At 52.3% G+C, this 22,563-nt stretch carries 17 protein-coding genes; 13 read left to right on the forward strand and 4 right to left on the reverse strand.

Annotated elements, in window-relative coordinates; genetic code table 11:
• The first annotated feature begins 20 nt into the window (after positions 1-20).
• Together MKY59_RS10000 and MKY59_RS10005 are read left to right on the forward strand one after the other, a co-directional pair.
• Positions 21-2,909, forward strand: a complete 2,889-nt coding sequence (locus tag MKY59_RS10000; RefSeq protein ID WP_339277349.1) for a glycoside hydrolase family 3 C-terminal domain-containing protein — start codon at positions 21-23, stop codon at positions 2,907-2,909.
• A 294-nt stretch (positions 2,910-3,203) separates the two neighbouring features.
• Entirely contained in the window at positions 3,204-4,514 is a 1,311-nt protein-coding gene (locus MKY59_RS10005; protein ID WP_339277350.1) for an MFS transporter, read from the forward strand.
• A gap of 89 nt (positions 4,515-4,603) precedes the next feature.
• Here MKY59_RS10005 and MKY59_RS10010 read toward each other — a convergent pair whose 3' ends face one another.
• Together MKY59_RS10010 and MKY59_RS10015 are read right to left on the reverse strand one after the other, a co-directional pair.
• Entirely contained in the window at positions 4,604-5,887 is a 1,284-nt protein-coding gene (locus MKY59_RS10010; protein ID WP_339277352.1) for an MFS transporter, read from the reverse strand.
• Between the two features lie 6 nt (positions 5,888-5,893).
• Positions 5,894-6,340: a MarR family transcriptional regulator gene (locus MKY59_RS10015; protein ID WP_236417922.1), complete on the reverse strand. Its 447-nt coding sequence runs from the start codon at positions 6,338-6,340 to the stop codon at positions 5,894-5,896.
• 248 nt (positions 6,341-6,588) lie between these two features.
• Between MKY59_RS10015 and MKY59_RS10020 the strand changes: the two genes are divergently transcribed.
• From MKY59_RS10020 to MKY59_RS10030, 3 genes are all read left to right on the forward strand, one after another.
• Entirely contained in the window at positions 6,589-7,041 is a 453-nt protein-coding gene (locus MKY59_RS10020) for an RbsD/FucU domain-containing protein (RefSeq protein WP_339277355.1), read from the forward strand.
• Between the two features lie 141 nt (positions 7,042-7,182).
• The gene (locus MKY59_RS10025) at positions 7,183-7,653 is read left to right on the forward strand and encodes a GNAT family N-acetyltransferase (RefSeq protein ID WP_339277357.1); all 471 of its coding nucleotides are present in this window, start codon (positions 7,183-7,185) and stop codon (positions 7,651-7,653) included.
• 59 nt (positions 7,654-7,712) lie between these two features.
• On the forward strand, positions 7,713-8,333 hold the full coding sequence (locus MKY59_RS10030; RefSeq protein ID WP_339277359.1) for a TraX family protein: 621 nt from the start codon (positions 7,713-7,715) through the stop codon (positions 8,331-8,333).
• Positions 8,334-8,400: 67 nt separating this feature from the next.
• On the opposite strand, the gene MKY59_RS10035 is transcribed toward MKY59_RS10030, so the two are convergent.
• Both MKY59_RS10035 and MKY59_RS10040 read right to left on the reverse strand, forming a co-directional pair.
• On the reverse strand, positions 8,401-12,108 hold the full coding sequence (locus tag MKY59_RS10035; RefSeq protein ID WP_339277361.1) for an amino acid adenylation domain-containing protein: 3,708 nt from the start codon (positions 12,106-12,108) through the stop codon (positions 8,401-8,403).
• Positions 12,109-12,155: 47 nt separating this feature from the next.
• Positions 12,156-13,895 carry a methyl-accepting chemotaxis protein gene (locus MKY59_RS10040; RefSeq protein WP_339278362.1) on the reverse strand — a complete coding sequence of 580 codons (1,740 nt, stop codon included), beginning with the start codon at positions 13,893-13,895 and terminating at the stop codon, positions 12,156-12,158.
• 530 nt (positions 13,896-14,425) lie between these two features.
• On the opposite strand from MKY59_RS10040, the gene rpiA reads away from it, so the two are divergent.
• The 8 genes from rpiA to MKY59_RS10080 all read left to right on the forward strand — a co-directional run bounded on the left by rpiA (position 14,426) and on the right by MKY59_RS10080 (position 22,490).
• The gene (gene rpiA / locus MKY59_RS10045; RefSeq protein WP_339277363.1) at positions 14,426-15,097 is read left to right on the forward strand and encodes a ribose-5-phosphate isomerase RpiA; all 672 of its coding nucleotides are present in this window, start codon (positions 14,426-14,428) and stop codon (positions 15,095-15,097) included.
• 130 nt (positions 15,098-15,227) lie between these two features.
• Positions 15,228-15,689, forward strand: a complete 462-nt coding sequence (locus tag MKY59_RS10050; protein WP_236417913.1) for a MarR family transcriptional regulator — start codon at positions 15,228-15,230, stop codon at positions 15,687-15,689.
• 232 nt (positions 15,690-15,921) lie between these two features.
• Positions 15,922-16,269: a hypothetical protein gene (locus MKY59_RS10055; RefSeq protein ID WP_236417912.1), complete on the forward strand. Its 348-nt coding sequence runs from the start codon at positions 15,922-15,924 to the stop codon at positions 16,267-16,269.
• A 14-nt stretch (positions 16,270-16,283) separates the two neighbouring features.
• A complete protein-coding gene (locus MKY59_RS10060) occupies positions 16,284-16,997 on the forward strand; it encodes a class I SAM-dependent methyltransferase (RefSeq protein ID WP_339277365.1) in 714 nt (237 codons plus the stop codon).
• 161 nt (positions 16,998-17,158) lie between these two features.
• Complete coding sequence (locus tag MKY59_RS10065; RefSeq protein WP_339277366.1) at positions 17,159-18,145, forward strand: BadF/BadG/BcrA/BcrD ATPase family protein; 987 nt, start codon at positions 17,159-17,161, stop codon at positions 18,143-18,145.
• A gap of 79 nt (positions 18,146-18,224) precedes the next feature.
• Positions 18,225-18,659 carry a GNAT family N-acetyltransferase gene (locus MKY59_RS10070; RefSeq protein WP_339277367.1) on the forward strand — a complete coding sequence of 145 codons (435 nt, stop codon included), beginning with the start codon at positions 18,225-18,227 and terminating at the stop codon, positions 18,657-18,659.
• Between the two features lie 208 nt (positions 18,660-18,867).
• Entirely contained in the window at positions 18,868-19,326 is a 459-nt protein-coding gene (locus MKY59_RS10075; protein WP_339277368.1) for a MarR family transcriptional regulator, read from the forward strand.
• Complete coding sequence (locus MKY59_RS10080) at positions 19,323-22,490, forward strand: MMPL family transporter (RefSeq protein WP_339277370.1); 3,168 nt, start codon at positions 19,323-19,325, stop codon at positions 22,488-22,490. The genes MKY59_RS10075 and MKY59_RS10080 overlap by 4 nt, the downstream gene beginning before the upstream one ends.
• Positions 22,491-22,563: the final 73 nt, after the last annotated feature.

Genomic DNA, 22,563 nt, shown 5'->3' on the forward strand with positions numbered 1-22,563 from the left:
CAATTGAGGGAGGAATTTCCGTGCACGAATATTACGATTACCCCATGTGGAACGCTTCGCTTTCGCTGGAGGAACGACTGGACGATCTGATCTCAAGGCTCACGCTGGCGGAAAAAATAAGTTTGATTCCGACGCGCGAAGCGGCCGTTCCGAGATTGGGCATTCCCAAATACAACGTGGGCGGCGAGGCTGCGCACGGGGTAGCCTGGAAGGGCGTCGCCACCGTATTTCCGCAGCCGCTCGGACTGTCGAGCACATGGAACCCGGAACTTCTGCGCCGGATCGGTTCCGTCATTGGCGATGAAGCGCGGGCATATCATCACAGGGAGCCCGAGGTTCACGGTTTGACCCTTTGGGCACCCACGGTTGACCTGGAACGGGACCCGCGTTGGGGAAGAACCGAGGAGGGTTACGGGGAGGACCCTGTGCTGACGGGAGAAATGTCGAAGGCACTGGTGCAAGGCATGCAGGGCGAGCATCCGTTTTATCTGAAAATGGTTGCGACGCTGAAGCACTTTTTTGCCAACAACAATGAAAAAGACCGCTTGAACTGCTCATCCAGCATCGATCCGCGCAATTTGCGCGAATATTATTTGAAAGCCTTCGAAGCTCCGTTCGTGGAAGGCGGTGCCTTGTCGATGATGACGGCGTACAACTCCATCAACGGCACCCCGGCCATCGAGAGTCCATATATCAACGATGTCGTTAAAGGAGAATGGGCGATGCCCGGCTTCATCGTGTGCGACGGAGGAGACTTGTCCCAGACGGTCGATTACCACAAGTACCACGCATCCCATGCAGAGTCGGCGGCAGGAGCGATCAAGGCGGGCGTGGACTGTCTTACGGATGAAGTGGACATGGTCGTGCCTGCCCTGGAAGAGGCGCTCCAACGCGGTCTGCTGCAGGAGAAAGACCTGGATCGGGCCATTCGCAACATTTTCGGCGTACGCATGAGATTGGGGCAGCTGGATCGGACGGGAGCGAATCCGTATGCATCGATTTCGGAGGATGTGTTGTGTGCGCCGGAGCATGCCCGGTTGAGTTATCGCGCGGCTGCCGAATCCGTCGTATTGCTCAAAAATGATGGACTGCTCCCGCTGAAACCGGAAAAGCTGCATAAAGTCAGCGTCATTGGGCCGCTTGCGGACGCGGTTTATACCGACTGGTACAGCGGCACGCTTCCGTACAAAGTTTCCGCATTGGACGGATTGCGAAGCCGTTTGAAGAATGTGGAAATTGCCTATGAAGACGGCAATGACCGGATTTCCCTGAAAACTGCAGACGGAAAAGTGATTGTGCATGGAACTCAAGGAACTTTAGCTGCCGTTGAGGAAGAAGGAGCGCAGCCGGCGGAGTTCGTACATCAGGATTGGGGCTGGGGGAGCCATACGCTTCGCAGCAGAAGCAACGATCGTTACGTCACATTGACCGAGGAAGGCATCTATCAGGCTTGTGCGGAACAGATCGGCGGATGGTTCGTCAAAGAAATTGTACGATTCGAGGAAGACGCTTCCGACGGCCATCAGACGCTGCGTTCATGGAACGGATTGCCTCTGGGCCTTCGCGAGCACAAGGGACAGTTGGTTCTCGCACCTTTGGCGGAGGAAGTGGAACAAGGCGCTGCAGTCCCGTTTGTGCGCGAGCTGCGGCTCGACGGGGTAGAGCGGGCGGCGCGTATCGCACAGGATAGCGACGTGTCCATCGTCGTGGTGGGTAACAACCCCTACATCAACGGCAAGGAAGAAATCGACAGACCGGGCCTCACACTTCCGACCGAGCAGATTCGGCTTGTGAAAGAAGTATGCGCGGCCAACCCGAACACCGTGGTCGTCATCATAGGCAGTTATCCGTTTGCCCTTCACGATCTCAAGGATGTGGCCCCGGCCATCGTGTACCTGACTCATGCGGGACAGGAATTAGGCAGTGCCCTCGCCGATGTGCTTACAGGTGCTTATGCTCCGGCAGGGCGGCTCAACATGACATGGTACGAAGATGAATCCCAGCTTCCGGATCTGCTGGAATACGATATTATCCGTAACGGATTGACTTATCAATACCATGAAGGATCGGTGCTCTACCCGTTCGGGCATGGATTGACCTATTCCGAATTCGAATACGAATCGCTGCAAGTGGAACGAACGGTAGACGCGGCAGGTAAAGACGTGCTGAGCGTTGAAGTAAGCATTCGGAATGCTGGCGCTGTTGCAAGCGATGAGGTGGTACAGATCTACGGCTCCGCGCAAACCTCCAGGGTCAGACGCGCCCGCAAGCAATTGCTGGCTTTCCGCCGGCTCCATGTTGCGGCCGGAGAACAAGCGATCGTGCGCCTGACGGTTCCCGTACAGCGTTTGGCCATGTGGGACGTGACCCGTGACCGTTACTGCGTGGAATCCGCCGTCTGGTCCATCATGGCCGGCCGTTCCTCCGCAGACGCCCGGCAAACGCTGGCGTTAACCATTGAAGGAGAGACGATTCCCGCACGGAAGCTTCATCTGCCTACACCTGCGGAGAATTACGACGATTGCCATGCCGTTTTGCTGGATGAATGTTTGGAAGGAAGAACGGCCGTCCGAGCCATCGCTCCGGGAGAACCGCTGTACCGTGAGGATCAGATCGCATGGATCGTGTTCAAGGATAATGGCACAGAAGACGCACGGCAGTTTGAAGCACGTGTATCGGATTTTGCAAACGCTGGCGACGCCCGTCTTGAGATCCGTTCAGGTGCGCCGGACGGCGAACTGATTGGCGAATGCGACGTTCCGAGCACAGCATCTGGTCCGATTCGGTACATGAAAGAGCGTGTCTGGACAACGGTACGATGTGAACTCAAGGCAAGTGATTCCGTGGAACAACTGTACATTGTGTTTAGAGGCGGGGCTGCACTGCAGCAATTTTGCCTGATTCCATAAACCAGCCTCGGCACATTTGGTGCTGCACTGAATGACCATGTTTACGTTGGGCTGAACCGCTTTGCATGCTGAAAGTTATGCAAAGCGGTTTTTTTCTTGCGAGCAACGTGTCTTCGGCTACGAAATGTTAGAGAAATCAAACCCGCCGTATATTAAAGTGAGCAATCATCCACAATAAAACCGTTGTTATTGGAGGAGATCCGTCAGTGGACCAGGCAGTAGCTCCATCCGGAATATTTCGGATGATGGAGTCGCATTGACCGGGGTTTCCTATCTCGTAAAGGTGGTTGTGGCATGAACGAAAAAAAGCGGGACCTTGCTGCATTGGCATCTATACCGGTTATTATGACCTTGGGAAATTCAATGTTGATTCCCATCCTTCCGCAAATTGAACGTCAATTGCATGTATCCTCCTTTAAAGTGAGCATGCTGATCACGGTATATGCGGTCGTTGCCATCTTACTTATCCCGCTTGCAGGTTACCTCTCGGACCGATTCGGGCGCAAGGTTGTCATTATCCCCAGCTTAATCATCGCGGCTGCAGGAGGGGCTGTAGCCAGCGTAGCGGCCATGATGCTTGCCGGCTCTGCCGCATATTGGACGATCCTTGCGGGCCGCTTGCTGCAGGGGATCGGTGCGGCAGGCGCGTTTCCCATCGTGATTCCACTGGTCGGAGACATGTTCGATGACGAGAAACAAGTGAGCAAAAGCCTTGGCATTATTGAGACCTCGAACACGTTCGGCAAGGTCGTTAGTCCGATCCTTGGTGCGGCGCTGGCTGCCTGGCTCTGGTATTTGCCTTTTATCGCCATACCGGTGCTGTGCGTGTTTTCCCTTGTGCTGGTCATCATGTTTGTCAAAGCTCCGAAGAAAAAAGAACGTCCGCCATCCTTTTCCGAATTCGTGGCTTCGGTCAAAAAGGTAATGAAAGAGAATGGCCGCTGGTTATATGCTTTGTTTGCCATCGGCGGCATATGCATGTTTATCCTTTTTGGCGTGCTGTTTTATTTGTCCGAAATGCTGGAATCCAAATACAAGCTCGCCGGGGTGGTGAAAGGCCTTGTATTGGCGATCCCCTTGGCCGCGCTTTGTTTGGCGTCCTTTCTGGCCGGAAAGTGGATCGGCAAAAGCAAAGTACGCATGAAATGGATCGGATTTGCCGGTCTCGCCATTGTGACGGCGTCCCTTGTACTGATGGGATTCTGGAACAACATCTATCTAGTGGTCGGTTTGTTTTCCGCAGGAAGCGTCGGGATCGGGGCCACTTTGCCTTGTTTGGATGCCCTGATTACGGAGGGGATCGACAAAGAAATGCGGGGGACCATTACCGCGCTGTTCAGCAGCATGCGTTTTATCGGCGTATCCCTCGGCCCACCCGTCATTTCATTGTTGCTGGGCAGCGCTCACATGCTCCTCTTTGGCTTGTTGGCAGCCATAAGCGCGGTGGGCGCTCTCCTGAGCTTCTTTGCGGTCAAACCGGAGAAAGAAGAGCAGGAAAAAGGCGGGAAAAGCCAAGATCAGCAGCAGCGAAGCGTTTACGAAGAACCGAAAAAAGGGTTTGAACAAAAGGGAATCCGGTCCAAACGAAACAAGAGCCCGTTCTGAACTGTCAGAAACGGGCTTTTTCCAATGCTTGCCGCCAGAGGCGCATGCTCATTGCATGTAAGGCTGCAACGTTGTTTCGAGGCTTCGCCTCAATCGTTTGTTTCCTTGTCTTTACCTTCGATGTGAGTATGCGCCAGCAGTGGATGAACCTGCACGTCGAAGCTGCCGCTGCGTTTGCCTTGAATGAGATAAATGATCAGGAAGAGCACCACGGCAACGGCCGAGTAACGATACATTTCGGTATAACTTGTCAATGAAGCAATGCCGCCCAGCAGGAGGGCACCCATGGCAATACCGAAGTCGAGCGAGTTCAGGAACATGCCGTTAGCCATCCCGCGCTGCGACGGCGCAACGATTTGAATCATCCACGTTTGCAGCGAAGACTGCATGGACCCATATCCGATGCCGTAGATGAAAGCAGACAACAGCATGAGTGGCATGGAGGTCGCGAACGAAAGAAGAATCAAACCGCCGGCCATGAAGAAGGTCCCCGGAATCAACAGCGCCTTCGGTCCTTTGCGATCATATAACCGGCCTGCAAAGGGACGGACAATAAGAATGGCGATGGCATTGAACAGGAAAAAGAATGCCGGATTGGACAAGTTGGCTTCTTTTCCGTAAAGGACGATAAAACCGACGAGACCTCCATACGTAACGGCCAAGAGGGCGTTCAATATGCTGGGCAGAAACAGTTTCCGGTTGAACGGCAGCTTCTCTCTGGTGCCTGACACCGATGCGGCCTTGGGCTGAGCCTGTGGCACTGAGCCTGCAGAAGAGGCGACTTTGTTCGCTTTTTTACGCGTTAACGATAAACTTAGCGGATAGATGACTGCAATAACGCCAGCCGTGCACAACATAAGCGTTGTGAAGCCTGCGCCTTGTAGGAGGGTGACCCCGATCATCGGGCCAATGGACATGGCCAGGCTTGTTGACAAGCCGAAATATCCCATTCCCTCGCCCATTCGCTTAACGGGAATAATATCCGAGGCCATCGTGGGGAAGGCCGTACTGGTCATGCCAAAGCCTGTGCCGAAGATCATGCGCAGGAGCAGCAGCAGGGCGATTCCGCCGGCAAAATAATAGCCCAGCGTGGCAAGCAGGGCGACGGTCAACCCAAGGTAAATCATGGTGTTGCGAAGCCCTCTTTCCAAAGCTTTGGCCGAATATAGGCGAGCAGCGATGGCGCATAGGGCGAACAGGCACGTAAATAGGCTTACTTCAAAGGCGTTCGCATGAAAACGCTCCTGTACATAGGACGGGAGCGGAGAGACGATCATATGCAGCTGCAAGAAAAGCAGAAAATTACAGAGCATAAGCAAAGTAAAATCGATGGTCCATAGTTTGACGCGTGAAGCTTGTGGCGATTCGTTCATTGGTTGTTATTCCCCCTGAGTGTCTATTCGTTGAAGGTTGCGGTTGATGAGGGAGAGAACAGTTTTGAATGTTTCCATTTGCTCTTCCGGAATGTCGGCGGCGAGGATATCATTCATTCCTTTTTCAATCGGAATCAATTGGTCGAGCAATGCCCTGCCGTCTTCGGTAAGATAAAGAAGGTATGCCCTGCGATCCTGCTTGCTGGTGCGGCGTTCGACCATCCCTTTTTTTTCTAAAAGATCGATGATGCGGGCAGTCGTGGGCTGGTCTTTGCACACACGGGCAGCAAGCTCCTTCTGGTTGACCCCTTCCCCCCGGCCAATGTTAAACAGCACAGAGAATTGCTCTGTCGTGATGTCGTACGGCTTGAATCGATTGGCAAGAACGACAGCAGCCTTTCGATGGGTTAATCCCATGAGAAAACCGACAGATTGGTCCAGTGAATATTCCATGTGTGCGAGGCCTCGCTTCCTTCAAAAAAGTTGTTCGCAGAAATAGTTGTTGCAACAATTATATGTTGACTAAGTAGTTTTGTCAAAGCAAATTTATGCAAAGTGCACCATGCGATGGCAAGCAAAGCCTGTTACAATGTAAATGTGCATCCGCGCGCTGATAAGCCTCCGAACCTACCCAGACATGCAGATGGACAAATTCGATCCGCACCGGTCAATTTGAACCGGGGAGTAAAAGGAGATACGTTATGCTGAAAAACATTCCGGCCATCCTGCCACCCGAACTGCTTAAAATCATGTCCGAGATGGGACATGGGGACGAGCTTGTTTTGGCGGATGCCAATTTTCCGGCGGCGAGCCATGCCAAGCGGCTGATCCGCTGTGACGCCGTGGGAGCGGTCCAATTGCTGGATGCGATGTTAACCTTGTTTCCGCTTGACACTTACGTCGAACATCCCGCAGCAGTCATGCAAGTCGTTCAGGGAGATCCCGTCGTACCTGTCATTTGGGAGGACTTCCGAAAGAGCATTCAGCGCCATGAAGGTGTCGTGAATCCGCTTGAGGAAGTGGAGCGTTTTGCATTTTATGAAAGGGCTTCCAGGTCGTTTGCGATCATCGCTACCGGGGAAGGTGCGCAATATGCCAACCTGATTTTGAGAAAAGGGGTCATTCGTTCGAGGGTAAATAACATTTTCCCCTAAGAGGCATGACTAAACCTGTCGAATGACGATAGATATTACAAACTTTGAGACGGATGATGTATGGGACCAGTGTCGATGCCTTGCTACAATAATGGAAACGATACAAAGGCAGGAATCATCGGAAAAGGGAGGTTGCACGCGATGCAATATAACCTGAAGTTGGCTGGCCCGGATGACGTCGTCCGGCTTGGAGAGCTGTTCAACCAATATCGAATGTTCTATGGGCAGGAATCGGATGAAGAGGGTGCCGTTCGTTTTATCTCAGAACGCATGGAACGCGAGGAATCTGTCATTTTGGCAGCCGTGTGCCCAAGTGGCATTAACGGCGTTGAACAAATAGCGGGTTTTGCACAACTTTATCCGAGCTTCAGCTCGGTATCCATGGGGAAAATATGGATTCTTAATGACCTGTACGTACACCCGGATCATCGCGGGCAAGGCATTGCAGGCATGCTGCTCGACGCAGCACGGGAAATGGCGTATCAGGATAAAGCAATCCGGATCGTGTTATCCACGGCGAAGGATAACGGGCAGGCTCAGCGGATCTACGAAGCCAAAGGGTATGTTCAGGACGCCCATTTCCTGTATTATGAACTTGATCTGCTGCCATAGGATGAACGCTGGCACAGCCGGAACAACGGAACATAACAAAGAGGAGGATTACAGCCAAAATGATGCAATGGATCGCGATGATCACGATGCTGATCGATCATATGGGCGCTATCTTTTATCCCCAGGTGCATGAGCTGCGCATCATCGGCCGTATTGCCTTTCCCATCTATGCTTTTGCCGTCTACATCGGTTACAAGCATACTCGGAATGTACAAAAATACATATGGAGATTGTTCTGGATCGCGGTCATTTCACAGGTTCCGTTTATGGCTGCCTTTAATCATGTCTCGTTAAACGTGGTGTGGACGTTATGGTCCTCCCTGCTGGTATTATTCGTGCTGGATCGGCTTCCAAACCGGTGGCTTGGCATTCCTCTCGTCATCGGGGCCGGGATCATCATGGAGCTTTCGACGATGGATTATGGCATGTATGGTTTGCTGCTGGTGCTGTTGTTCCGTTATTTTACGGGCCCGGTGCTGGTCCTGGGACATGTTCTGATTACGGCAGTCTATATTATGGGATACAGCAGCCCCATCCAGATGTATAGCGTGGCGGCCACGATCGGTATCGCCGTTGCGATGCATTACGGAGCCCATTTCCGGATGCGAGGCCCGCGTTGGGTCTGGCGTTATTTCTATCCGGTACACCTGGCTGTAATTGCCCTGATCAGGTGGGTATAAAAAAGGCCATTCTCCGCAAACATGGGAGAATGGCCTTTTTGGCGTAAGTATAGGAAGAATGAGGTCGTTAATCCAGAGCCGAGGTGGCGTCTGAAGACGGCAGGATGGATGAAGGGAAATATCCGATATCCACCGCGTGCTTCAACATGGTCGTTACAAAGCGGTCATCCGCTTTCGCGCATATAATGCCGGCCGGCTCTACGTATGCTGTCGTTACAGGGCAGGCATACATATATGCCGAATCCTTCGCGCCGTCTCCTTCGAGCTGGGCAATCGCGAGCTGCAGCGCCTCTGCGTCTTTCTCCACGCTGGCGTCGAACAGCCACTGGGTATATTCCGCAAACGGCATCGTTTCCACCTGATATCCGGCACGCCGGATGGAGGCAATCAAGTCATCGTAGCGGATCGGTTCCGGGTTGCAGATGTGGAATACCCGTCCTGCCGTATCTTCGCGCATGGCCAGGTGGGCAATGGACTGGCTGGCGTAATCAATCGGCGTGAAGTCGACCATCCATTCCGCCGCCGGCGCTTTGCCGAGCAGCAGCATAGCTTTGATCATGCGGTAGAAGGCGTTGCTGTCAATATTGGTCTGGAAACGGCCGGTTTCCGAATGGCAAGTGAGATTGCCCGCCCGATAAATGCTTACAGGCACGCCTTCCCGGGCCGCCTGCATCAGAACCTTTTCCGCCTCAAGCTTACTGTCGGAGTACAGGTTGTCTACATGCAGATCTTCCGGGAAGCTGTCGTATTGCAATGAAGATTCCCATTGCCCGCTCAGCGCGAGATCTTCAGGTATGCCCATGGTGGAGACATGGTGGAAGGACGCACCCGGTTTGTGTCGGATCAGGCTGAGCAAGGAAACGGTGCCTTCGACATTGGTCTTGGCAAATTGCTCCGCCTCCCCGAAATGCCGAACGTCTGCCGCACAATGGATGATACGGTCGATGCGGGCCTGCACATAAGCGGCCTGCGCGTCGGACAGCCCCAGTCCTGGACGTTCAAGATCACCTTCTATGATCTCCACTCTCGCGGCAAGCATCGATTCGATGCCGTTTCCGAAATAACCTTTCATCACGCCGTTCAAGCGTTCCCTGGCCGTACTGCCATCGGATGGACGACGCACCAAGGCGTAAATGGTTGCATCGGAGCGCATGAGCAGCTGCTCCAGCACGTGGGATCCGAGATAACCGGTGGCACCGGTCAGCAGGACATGCTCCGGTTTCAATATCTCGGGATAACCCAGTCGGGTCTCCAGCTCCACCGGATGTTCCGCCAAACGGGTGATCGTACCTGCGTTCTTTGCGATCGAAGCCGAATCATCATTGGCAGAAAGCGCCATGGCTTCTGCGCGCTTCGCCAGGGCGCGGATTGTCTTTTCTGCAAAGAAGTCAGCGATTTTCAATTGTGGATAATGCCGCTTCAGGATGACCAGGACGTGGATAACGCGAAGGGAATCCCCGCCTACGGCAAAAAAGCTGTCTTCCACGCCAAAATCGTCGTGTCCCAGAATTTGCTTCCAGGCATCATATAGAATGGACTCTGTCCCGGTTGCAGGCATGACGCGGTCAGGCTGGTTCTCGTGCCGCTCTTCGTTAGGGAAATCCACCATTGCTTTGCGATGGATTTTACCGGTAGGAGCAATCGGCATCTCATCAAGCTGGCACACCCACTTCGGCACAAAATAGGAAGGCAGTTTGGCTGCCAGCTGTGCTTTGATGTCAGCGACGGAAAGGGTGGACCCGTCTTTGGACGTAAAGTAGGCGACCAGCATGTTTTGGCCATCGCTTTCCTTTTTGGGAATGACAACGACATTCTGCACTTGGTCCAGACGGGCAAAATGATCCTCGATCTCCCCGATTTCAATCCGATGGCCCCGGATTTTCAACTGGGAATCGCTGCGGCCGACATATTCGAGCAAGCCATTGTCCAACACTTTGGCAATATCGCCGGATTTATAGATTTTCTCGTTTATGGCAAACGGGCTGTCAATGAAAGACTGGGCTGTACGCTCCGGCAGGTTCAAGTATCCTTTGGCAAGAGCAGGCGTGGCGATATATACTTCTCCCGGCACGCCTACCGGACAAAGCTGTTGCTCTTCGTTGACGATGTACACTTTGTAGTTGTGGATCGGTTTGCCGATCGGAATGTGGACCACATGATCCGGAACGCGTTCGCTAATGCGATGCGTCGTTGTAGCAACGGTGCACTCCGTAGGCCCGTAAACATTCACGATGTCGATTTGATCGCCAAACTTGCGTTGGAATGCACGAACCTGCTCGCCATAGAGAGCTTCGCCCGCAACGGTAATGATTTTGACCTTCGACAATCGGTGGAACCCTTCTTCCGACAAGTACGAAGCCAGCTGATTGAAAAAGATGGTCGGCAAAATCGTAATGATCGTGGTGCCTGTCCGCTCAATGGCGATTGCAAAGTCCTCAACGGACACGCGCTCTTCCGCGGACAGAAGATAAAGCTCTGCCCCGTAGAAGAGGGCCCCGATCGTATCCCACACGGATGCGTCAAAGCTGTATGTAGCAAATTGGGTTAATACGTCGCCTGGTTTAATGTCACAATCCCGCTGCACGACACTGCCCAAGTTCGTCACGCCCCGATGAGCGATAAGCGCGCCCTTCGGTTTGCCCGTGGAACCGGAAGTATAGATGATATAAGCGAGGTCGTCGGGATGGACGTCGACGTTCGGGTTGCTGGCTGCAAATCCGGCGAGACGCCCGTCAACGGCAACAATTTGCCGCACGGTCGAGATGCCGGAGAATAATCGGGTTGCTTCAGCGAACGATGATTCCGTGGTCAGAACGAATGAAGACGAAGTGTCCTCGACGATGTAGCTGTTACGCTCCTCGGGATGCTCGGGATCGATCGGAACGTAGGCACCTCCCGCTTTGAGAATGCCAAGCAGGGAAATGATCGTTTCCAGGCTTCGCTCCATAAAAATGCTGACGAACTCGCCTTTTTTCAGTCCATTGGACAGCAGGACGCGTGCCACTTGGTTGGCCCGTTCGTTAAGCTCGCGATACGTATACCGGCCGGATCTGGACGTGATCGCAGGCGAATCCGGGAATTCGGCGGCAGTGGCTTCAAACCAGCCATGGATCGTTTGGTGTTCCGGCTCGAGCACGGCGGTGTCGTTCATTTCGCGGTACACGAGCCGATCGGAAGCAGACAGAATGTCCACCGAGCCCAGTGCCCTGTCTGCAGTGCGCAGGGCGGACCGCAGCAGGGTTTGGTAGTATTCCGCATAGCGGAGCACGGTGTCCTCCCGGAGAAGGGAGCGGTCATAGAATATATCCAGGGCAAATTGGCCCTGAATTTCGCGCATGTTCCAGCTTAGGACTTGCGGCCTTTGAGGGAGCTGGACGCTATTTAACATAAATAATGTTTCAGGATATTCCGCAGCAGAAGGATCTTGTTCGTGCTGCAGTTGCGCAGAAACCTGATCGTTTAATTCCCGGAACGCCATTTTACCATGAAGTTCCAATCTAAGCGTGGCTGTCCGCTCCGGGCATACCGCCCCCACCGCAATTTCGCGTTCTCCGGACAATCGATACAGCAATGCCGCATAAGCGGTGAGCAAGACAGGATATAAGGAATCTGCTCCAAGCTTTTGGCTCAGCTCTGGGATCAGGGAAGGATCGATCTGAACATGAGCCGATTCATAGGAAAAGGTTTGATGCCGGCGTCCAAAATCCAGTGGAATCTGGAGAACCGGAAGATGAGATTCTGCGGCATGGTTTGTCGTCGTTTGGTTATCAATCACTTATGGGATCCTCCTTGTTTCCATAGTATGCATGTTGGATTTCAGGTTTATTTTTTGACGTTGAATTGTGAAACGAGCTCCTGCAGCTCTTCGGACATGCTGGTCAGGCGGTTCGAAGAATCGACGAGCGTGCTAAGGGAAGACTTCTGCTCATTCACGGATTCCGAAATTCGCACGCTGCTCTCGGCTGTTTTGCTTACGCTGGCGGACAAGTCGTCGGCGGTTGCCGTCATCTCTTCGGTCCCGGCGGAGATTTCCTGGGTTGCGCTGGAAACTTCCTGGATTTGCGAAGACACTTTTCTCGCTGCAGCCAAAATATCGTGGAACAGCTGTCCGGTCTCGGCGGCCACGGCCAGTCCCGTATCCACTTCGGAAGTACCTTGCTCCATGGCGCGTACAGCCTGTTTGATCTCTCTTTGGATTTCTTCGATGAGCACGGCAATTTGACTCGTTGCTTGTTCGGACTGTTCGGCCAGCTTGCGAACCTCGCCTGCCACGACGGCAAAACCTCGCCCTTCTTCACCAACGCGGGCAGCTTCGATGGAAGCATTCAGGGCAAGCAGGTTGGTTTGGCTTGATATCCCCGAAATGATATTAAGAATATCGCCAATCTCTTGCGAGCGGCTCTCCAGCACTTGGATGGCAGATGCCGTGTTTTTAACCGACTCGGTAATCAGCGTCATTTGCTCGGAAACCTGATTAACGACGGCATTCCCTTGCTCGGAGCGGCGTTCCATCTCATAGGCTTCGTCGGCGACATTGGACGAACTGCTGGCAATGGTCTGAATGACGGTAGCCATTTCGTTCATGGCGCGGGCGCTGTCGATGCTGGCCTGCTCTTGGGCGCGAATGTTGGATGTAATATGATTGACGCTGGTGTTGATGATTTCTGCGTTATCGCTATTTCTTTCCGATACATCGTACAATTCTCTTGCAGAAGCATTGACTTCATGGGAAGTGGATTGCACTTTGACGATCGTATCGTTGATTTTGCCGACCATGACATTGAATTTTTCGTTGACAATGCCCAAATCGTCTTTTCCAGTTGGAAGCTGGACATCCAAATTGCCCCGGCTCACATCATCGATACCTTTAATCAGGTGACGGATCGGGGAGAGCGTATTTTTCACGACAAGATATTGGATGATCAAGAACAACAACAGGAAGGCAACCAGAATGATGATGCTGTTTCTAAGCATGGATGCCAGTCCTTCCGGCACGGCCGAAGCATCCGCATCCACGGCAAAATACGAGAAGATTTTCCCGTTGCTGTCCTTGATCGGATAAGCGATGGTGGTCCAGGTTCCGAAATCGTCGTCATAAAACGTGGTGAACGTTGGACGGTCGGTACTCAACATTTCTTTCAAGGCATTGGCCACGGTCACCGGCTGCTCGTACATGTCGCCGATATTGACGCCATCGCTTTGGAAAGCTTCGCGCAAATTGGTCGGCATGGCAATCAATGAAGTTTCCCGTTGGGTGTTCCCGCCGAGTTCTGTTCCAAATATGTAAGCCTGCGCCACGTTAGGATAATACTCATGCATCTCGTCCAGGAAAGCCCGAAGCTTGGTCTGTACAGGCCCGTCGTAACTGCCTTCCGTGATGGCTGCCTGCACTTCGGACGGTTGGATTTCTTCCGACCATTTTTTCGTGATGAGCTCGACCTGATCATGCAACTGCTCAATCAGCACGACTCTTTGGAAATAATAACTGCTTGCGATCAGTGCCACGCCAATGATGACAATGTTGGTGAATGAAAGCAAAAGATTTTTCGAAAAGAAAGACATGTTTTTCCAGCTGAATGATTTCACTAAATTCCACTCCTGATTCTCTTGGTATTGACGCTTTGAATGGCTTGCATGAATGCAGCTAATCAGGTCATGTATATATCCTCCTTCATAGATTAGGTCTGCGACCATGGTCTTGGTTCGTGGTCGTAAATATGAAGATTTATCCCACTTATTAACCATGGGTGTCTAATAATTAAAACACATCCACTTTTAATATGTCGTATAAAATGTCCCCAAACTGAATAGTTTGATTAAAACTTTTTTAATATTCTGCATAAATGCGGATAGATGACCACCACCAATAGGTATATAGCACTATGGATTTGGAGGGTTACCATTTTTTGGCGTTTCATTTGTATTTTATCGCATAGGATCCGATCATGCATCGTTGTTTCCGAGCTGCATTCCGTTCTGCATGACGGCGGCGGGCAGACAGATTGAGCTGTCATGATATACATCGGAAGCGGTTTTATCTATAATAAATACAGTATGTATTTTAAATTCATAAGCAGCGGGGGTCTATGGAGATGAATCTGAAACAGATTGCAGCAGAACGGGCGGCTGAATACATTCAGGATGGCATGAAGGTGGGACTTGGAACCGGATCGACGGCATACTACGCTATTTGCAGGCTTGGAGAGCGCGTGCGCGACGGTTTGCGTATTCAGGCTGTTGCCACATCGGAAGCCTCGGACAAGCTGGCACGGGAGTGGGGAATCCCCATCGTCCCGTTTGACCAGATCGGCCGGCTTGATATTACGATTGATGGCGCGGATGAAGTGGACCCGGATTTTAATCTGATCAAAGGCGGCGGCGGCGCATTATTGCGTGAAAAGATCGTAGCTGCCAACAGCGACAAACTCATCATTGTAGCAGATGGAAGCAAGGCGGTTAAACGGCTCGGCCGGTTCCCGCTTCCGGTGGAAGTGGTGCCTTTTGCCTCCGAGTGGACGTTCAGCGCGCTGGAGAAGCTGGGTTGCCGTCCGGCCTGGAGAATGAATGGAGAGGAACGTTATCTGACGGATAACGGAAACTTGATCGCTGACTGCCATATGGAGGCCATTGAACATGCGGCTGAACTGAACGTTCGCTTGAACATGCTGCCTGGCGTCGTGGATAATGGATTGTTCGTGGATATGGCAGATACCGTCATTTTGGCAAAGGAAGACGGAAGCATCGATGAACTGCACCGTCCCTAGCCTGAAAAGCGAGGCGTGATTCGAGATATGACTGACATCCCTCTTGTGAATCATGAGGCATGCTGCGGGCAGAGTGGCAGACCGCAAAAGATAGCATTACAATGTAAATCAGTGATGGAGGATTAGGGAAATGCCGAATACGGAGGACAATCGGGAACTGTCTTTGCAATTATTTGTGGTTCTTGTCCGAGCATATAATTCAGTGACTTCAAGGTCCAACCGGGACATTCAAAGCCATGGACTGAATTCAACGGAATTCGGGGTGCTTGACTTGTTGTATCACAGGGGGCCGCAGGCCCTCCAGAAAATCGGCGAAAAGGTGTTGATGTCGAGCGGCAACATTACGTATGTCGTGGACAAGCTGCAAAATAAAAAGCTGATTACAAGACGTGCCTCCAAGGAGGATCGGCGCGTTATTTTTGCCGAATTGACTGAGACGGGGAAGGCCTTCTTTGAAGAGGTTTTCCCGCAGCATCATCAAGTCATCATCGATGCCCTGGAGGGGCTTTCGCCGTCCGAGAAGACAGAGGCGATCCGGTTGTTGAAAAAACTTGGCCTGGCTGCTGCAGGAAAAACCGACGTGCGTTCGTAACGCGTCGGTTTTTTTGTTTTTGCTCGGATTGGGAGGACGGCTTTCGAGCCGGCTAAGCTCGGTCAAAGCAGATTGACATCCAATCCCTGAAATCGGAGAATGGGTATATATGGGTTCATTGAAATGAAATGCCTGAACGAACCATTCTGCCCATTAGGGATTCATTGGGATCGGAAGCAGGCTGGCTGCAGAGTGCAATACATGAGTAAGGCTTATGAAAAGGAGGGATTTTATGCCTCGACCAGCAAGGGTGTGTTCGTATTGTCAGCAAGAAATGGCAGAGGACGAATTCAAATGCAAAGCATGCGGCAATCTCGTAGAAACAAAGACGGCGCCGCCTGAACGTGTGTACATGCAGGAAGAGGGAAAGCCACTGGATCGCTATTCCATTGTGCTGCTGGTCATCATGACGCTGTTATTCGCGCCAATCGCGATGACGATCGGGGGAGTGCTGCTGTTTCACGATGATCCCTATCGGAGGGATACGGGCAAATTGATCGTGACCGGTTCGATGGTGGTCATGGCGATCCTATGTTTGGTTTTTGTTGCCGGATCAGGAACGCTAACGGTCCGCTTCTGAAAGGGGAGTGTCTAATGAATCGGGAGCGCTTTAATGCTGCACGCAGGGCGGAGGCCGATTATCATGACAGGTTCTATCGTAATCATGAACTGTTCGCGGAAGGTACCTGGATGGCGAAACCGATGCCCGTCGTGATGGAAATGCTGGAACGACTATTGACCCGTCATTCCAGGTTGAATGTGCTTGATCTCGGATGCGGCGTCGGACGTCATGCCATTGCGATTGCGCAGCGTCTGAAACAGACGGAAAGCAGGATCATCGGTGTTGACCTGATTGATGCGGCCGTAGATGGTCTGTGCACCTATGCGCAGCAATACGGGGTTGATCACTTGATTAAGGTCGAAAAGGCAGACGCAGAGCATTATCCGATACCAAAAGCGCATTTTGATTATATCGTTGCCTGTTCTTGCCTGGAGCACATGTCAAGTAAGGAAGCGTTCCTTGGAACCATTGAACGGATGCAGCAGGGCACGCGGACAGGCGGAATTCATTGCATTGCCATGAGCACAAACGTGAAGGAACAAGAGATACGCACCGGACGGCCGCTTTTGCCTCTGATTGAATTGAACCTGTCCACCGAGGAAGCCATGGATCTGTTATGGAAGAGCTATGCCGGATGGGAGATTCTCCACCAGAAGACGACCGAACACAAAATAACAGAGATGAAGTATGATGAAGAATCGCAGTTTAGTTCTGTTTTTGTCCGTTTTGCGGTGCAGAAGAAATAAACGAATGCCTAAGCAGACCGACCCATTTTCCCGGGGAATGACCCGACGGAAAGAGGGAGAGCTAGATAACAGGCGATGGGAAGATGGTACTGCACTCGCAGTGACCTAGTGTGATTGATTAGTGCGGTTCATATAGACAATGTTGGAGGAGGAAATGAGCAATGGATACATATGTCATCGGGATCGATGGTGGAGGAAGTCATACACGGGTAGCGATCGCAGATCATCAAGGGCATGTCCACTCTTACGTGCAAAAAGGAGGCTGCAATCGTTATCACGATGACCGTGCCGAACAGAATGTGCTCGAAGGGATCGCCGAAGCCATTCAGAAGGCAGGGTTGCAGGTACAGCAGATTGCCTCCTTGACGGCGGGGATGGCCGGACTGGATCAGGACGAACACTATGCATGGGCAGAACAATTATTGCGCAGAACGGGGATCCAAGGCAGCATCCATGCTGTAAACGATACGCGCATCGCCCACACGGCGGCTTTCCATGGCGATCCTGGAATTGTTGCCATCGGAGGTACGGGTTCCTTAATCCTTGCCAAGACCGAGAAAGGGCAGTGGATTCGCAATGACCAGTTCGGACATTATGCTCCGGTGGCGGCGCGTTTCCTGTCTTACGACACCGTGCACTCCATTTTGGCAGGTCGTTATGGTCAGGCGGACATGGCATGGATTGAACTCGTTTTGAATTATTGGAACGTAAACACGATACAGGAACTGGCACGACTCGGCTCAACGGGATTCGGAGGAAACAAGCAGGAAACCAATCGGCGGTTTGGGCAGATGGCTCCATTGGTTACCGAAGCTGCAGGCAAAGGAGTACCGCTTGCTGTAGATGTATGTGATCGAGCGGCCGATACGGCAGTGGTAGGGATCGCGATGCTTGCAGCCTGCTTTCAATCCGATTCGGTTGCCGTCAGTCTGACGGGCAGCTGCCTGGAAACGCCGTATATGCGCGAAGCGATCCGCAATGGGCTTGCTTCCGCAGGCGAGGCAGGAGGCAGGAGCTTCCGGCTTGCAGCTGGCGATCTGACTGCAGTCGGCGGCGCTTTGCTCGAGGCATGGGATACGGCAGGCATTCCGGTGAGTGAAAACATGCTCGCCACGCTTCGATCAGAACTTGCCACAATCCGACCATAAGGAATGCAGCTTGAACTTTGGCGTACGAACGACTACAATACGATGGCGGAAGATAGCAAGCAGTAGGAGGAATGACAAAATGTTGATTGATTTGAAAACGCGCATACAGGAGCCGGTTGTGCAGGAACTGTTATCCTATTCGGTATTTCCGGATCCGGACCGGTTGGACCACGCGCTGCAACAATATATTCTGAGTGATGATTTGCATCTGGAAGGGTATGAAGACGAGCAGCAATTGGTAGGTCTGATCGGTTATGAAAAAACGGGAGACAGCGAGATCACCATTCGGCATATCGCGGTGCTGCCGGAAAATCGGTTCAAAAATTATGGCCGGGGCATGATTGCCCAGGTGCTTGAGAAGCACAATCCGGACTTGCTGGTTGCGGAAACGGATCAGGAAGCGGTCGACTTTTACCGGAATTCCGGATTCGTCGTTTATAGTTTAGGGGAGCCTTATCCTGGCGTGGAACGATTCCGCTGTGTGCTGGAAAAGGATGAGGAAGAAGAGGCGTAATTGCGATATCGGTTGCAATGAAATGAAGATGGACTAGGGCAGGACGTGGGATCGGGTGAATGACCCGAGTAAGGCGTCCTGTTTTTTTGCTTTTTAGGGACGGAAGATGCAGGAAAAAAGTATTGCTTTGGAATAAAGTTTCATTATAGAATAGTTTCGTTATGAAATAGTTCGTTTAGTGAACTTTATGAGAAAGGAGAATTGAACCATGCAGAAACCGGATGCCAAGCACTTGGTCAATCGATATTTGGATGCCTCGTTTTTAGTCACCAAGCAGTTTGAAATTCGTATTCGGGAACAGGTCGGGCAGACGATGTCGACAGATCAATTTTGCGCCCTGCGCCTGATTGATGAAAAACCGGATTGCACGCCCTCGGATTTGGCGGATCTTCTCTGCGTCGGCAAGAGCAGCATTACGGCATTGGTCAACAAGCTGGTGAGCCGAAATCTGGTTCATCGCTCGGGGGATGAACGTGACCGCAGAGTGGTGTATTTGTCTTTGACAGACACGGGGCGCAAAATTTATCAGGAAACGGAGCAGGAGATTCACAAGCTGCTTGAGCCTTACCTGGTGCATTTCAAGCCGGAAGAGATACGAAATTTCATTGAATCTTTCGAAAAATTGGCGCTGCTGCTATCCGATGAAGGAGGACAGGACGAAGCATGAGAACGATTTTGAAAGCAAGATGGTGGCTGATGGGGCTATGGATTGCCGTAGCTGCCGTACTGATGTTCACGGCTCCAGGCATGAGCGACCTGATCCGGGAAAAAGGCCAATTTTCCGTGCCTGACGGGTATTCTTCGACCCAGGCTGCGGCTATTCTGGACGAAGCCGCCGCACAGAAGGGGGAACAGCCGGGGACACAGCTGGCGCTTGTATTCCATAACCCTGACGGACTGGGCACCGCAGGAAAGCAAGAAGCAGAAAATGCGATCAAACAGTTGGAATCCAACAAGGATAAGCTGGGTATTTTGTCCATACTCGATCCGTTTTCCCAGCCCGAGCTCGCCGAGAAAATGATTTCGGCCGACGGGAAGACGATCCTGACGTCCCTTTCCGTGGATCAGGGCAAACGTACCGTCAAAGAGATGAGATCCGACCTGAACGGGGCGCTCCAATCCGTTTCCGTCGAGCATTACATTACGGGCAAAGGACTGATCGATGAAGATACGATCGAGAGCTCCCAGGAGGGGCTCAAAAAGTCGGAATACATCACGGTCGCCTTTATTTTGATCATTTTGTTCCTTGTCTTCCGTTCGTTCGTAGCCCCATTCGTTCCATTGCTTACGGTGGGCATCAGTTACCTGGTGGCACAGCAGATCGTAGCCTTTCTGGTCGATGGGGTCGACTTCCCGATATCGACGTTTACGCAAATTTTCATGGTTGCGGTCATGTTCGGGATCGGAACGGATTATTGCATCCTGCTGATCAGCCGTTTTAAAGAAGAACTGGCCCATCATGAAAACACGTGGGAAGCGATCATTGCGACCTACCGCACCGCCGGAAAAACGGTGTTTTTCTCCGCACTCGCGGTACTCGTCGGTTTCATAGCGATCGGTTTTGCGCAGTTTATGTTGTACCGGTCCGCCGTTGCGGTTGCCGTCGGCATTGCGGTTATGATGGTTGCGCTCGTCACGATCGTGCCTTTCTTTATGGCGGTATTGGGCAAAAAACTGTTTTGGCCTTCGAAGGGTTCGCTGGAGCATGCAGAGAGCCGCATTTACGGTGCTGCCGGCCGCTTCTCTCTCAAACGCCCATGGGCGGCGCTGCTGATTATCGCTGCCATTTGTGTACCGCTTCTTTCCACGTATGACGGCAAGCTGTCGTTTAACAGTCTGGATGAGATCGGCGACAAATACGACTCCGTCAAAGCGTTTAACATCATTTCGGACAGTTTCGGTCCAGGTGAATCATTGCCGGGGCAAATCGTCATTCAAAATGACGAACCGATGGATAACGCAAAAACGATGGCGATCGCCGAAAAAATCAGCCGCGAAGTGGAAAAGGTGGCTGGCGTATCCGGTGTTCGGAGCATGACCCGGCCCACCGGCGACGAGATTAAGGATTTTGAAGTGACCCAGCAAGTCGGAACGCTGTCTGATGGTTTGGGCGAAGGTAAAACGGGTCTGGATAAAATTCGCGACGGTCTGAGCGAGGCCAGCACCCAGTTGAGCAAAAACCAACCACAGCTCAAAGAAGCTGCGGATGGAGCAGGGGAGCTGACCAAAGGAACGGCACAGCTGCAATCCGGGATCACTCAGCTGTCCGATGGGCTTGCACGAATCGAAAAAGGCATCCGTGATGGCTCTTCCGGCGCAGGCGAGCTGAAGGCCGGGCTTCAACAGGCCAAAACGAGCGCCGACCAACTAGCGAAAGCCAGCAATCAGCTTCTTCAGGCCTATCGCCAGGCAGGCAAAGGTGTTGCGGCGATCGGAGACGGGGTTGGCAGCTTGCAAAAGCAGCTCGCCGGAGTGTCTGCGGCCCTTACAAGCTTGAGCGAATCCTTTACGGCGCTTGAGGCGCGTTATCCGGAATTGGCGCAGGATCCGGATTATCAGCGCATCAAGGGAACGATCGGGGAAACCGGCACGGGAACAGCGCAGCTGTCGCAAGGACTGGGACAAATCCAATCCAGCTTGGGCGAAGCGGCTGCAGGAATCAGCCAGGCCAACGAAGGTTTCGCTTCCGCGACTGCAGGCCAGAAAGCTCTCGCGGACGGTTTGGACCAAATCGTCGCAGGCATCGGCCAGCTTGAAACAGGCTTGAAGCAGGCGGCTGATGGCCAAGGGCAAGTGATTCGCGAAATTCCTTCCATTCAGGACGGACTTGGCCAGCTTCAGGGAGGCCAGGAAAAAATAAAACAAGGCTTCACCGATCTGAGTGGGCAATTGACTCAATTGACCGACGGTTTGAACCAGAGCGTGGACGGGATCAGCCAAGTGTCCGGCGGACTTGAATCCGCCCAGGACTATCTGACCCAGCTTCAGCAGTCTCCGGATTCCGATTTGGCCGGATGGCATGTGCCTGAGGAAGCTCTGAACAGCAAAGATTTTGAACAGGTATTCGATACGTATCTGTCCAAAGATCGCAAAACGATGACCATTGATGTCATTTTTGCCGAAAATCCGTATGGGACCGAGGCTATTGATCGCGTACCCGATATCGAGGCTGCCGTGCAGCGCGCCGTTCAGGGAAGCGCGCTCGAAAAAGCCGATATAGCCATTGGCGGAGTAACCAGCACATTCGCGGATTTGCAGGAGATTTCCAACAATGACTACACGCGTACCGTCATGTTGATGCTGGCAGGCACGCTGATCATTTTGATCATTCTGTTACGCTCGGTCATCATGCCGATCTACCTGATTCTCTCTTTGCTGCTGGCCTATTTCTCTTCCATGGCTATCACGGAAGTCATTTTCGTCAACATGCTCGGGTTTTCGGGAATCAGCTGGGTAACGCCGTTCTTTGGATTCGTCATGCTGATCGCTTTGGGCGTCGATTACAGCATCTTCCTGATGGACCGTTTCAATGAAAACAAAGGTATGCGAGTACAAGAAGCGATGCTTTACGCAATGAAAAACATGGGCACGGTCATTCTGTCCGCTGCCGTGATCTTGAGCGGGACGTTTGCTGCAATGTACCCGTCTGGCGTTCTGTCCATGATGCAGATTGCCACGGTCGTGCTCAGCGGATTGATTCTGTATTCCTTGTTGTTCCTGCCATTGTTCGTGCCTGTGATGGTGAAGATGTTCGGGCGCGCCAACTGGTGGCCATTCCCGAGCAAAGAACAGCAGGACGCTGCTTCTTCCGATCGCTCGATTGGCATGTAGCATGCTGCACCAATAAGGACTTGTAACCATCCAATCGCTTTTATGAGGCCCTGTCGGCTTGCCGACAGGGTTT

Source organism: Paenibacillus sp. FSL W8-0426 (assembly GCF_037969725.1).
GTDB classification, from domain to species: Bacteria; Bacillota; Bacilli; order Paenibacillales; family Paenibacillaceae; genus Paenibacillus; species Paenibacillus hubeiensis.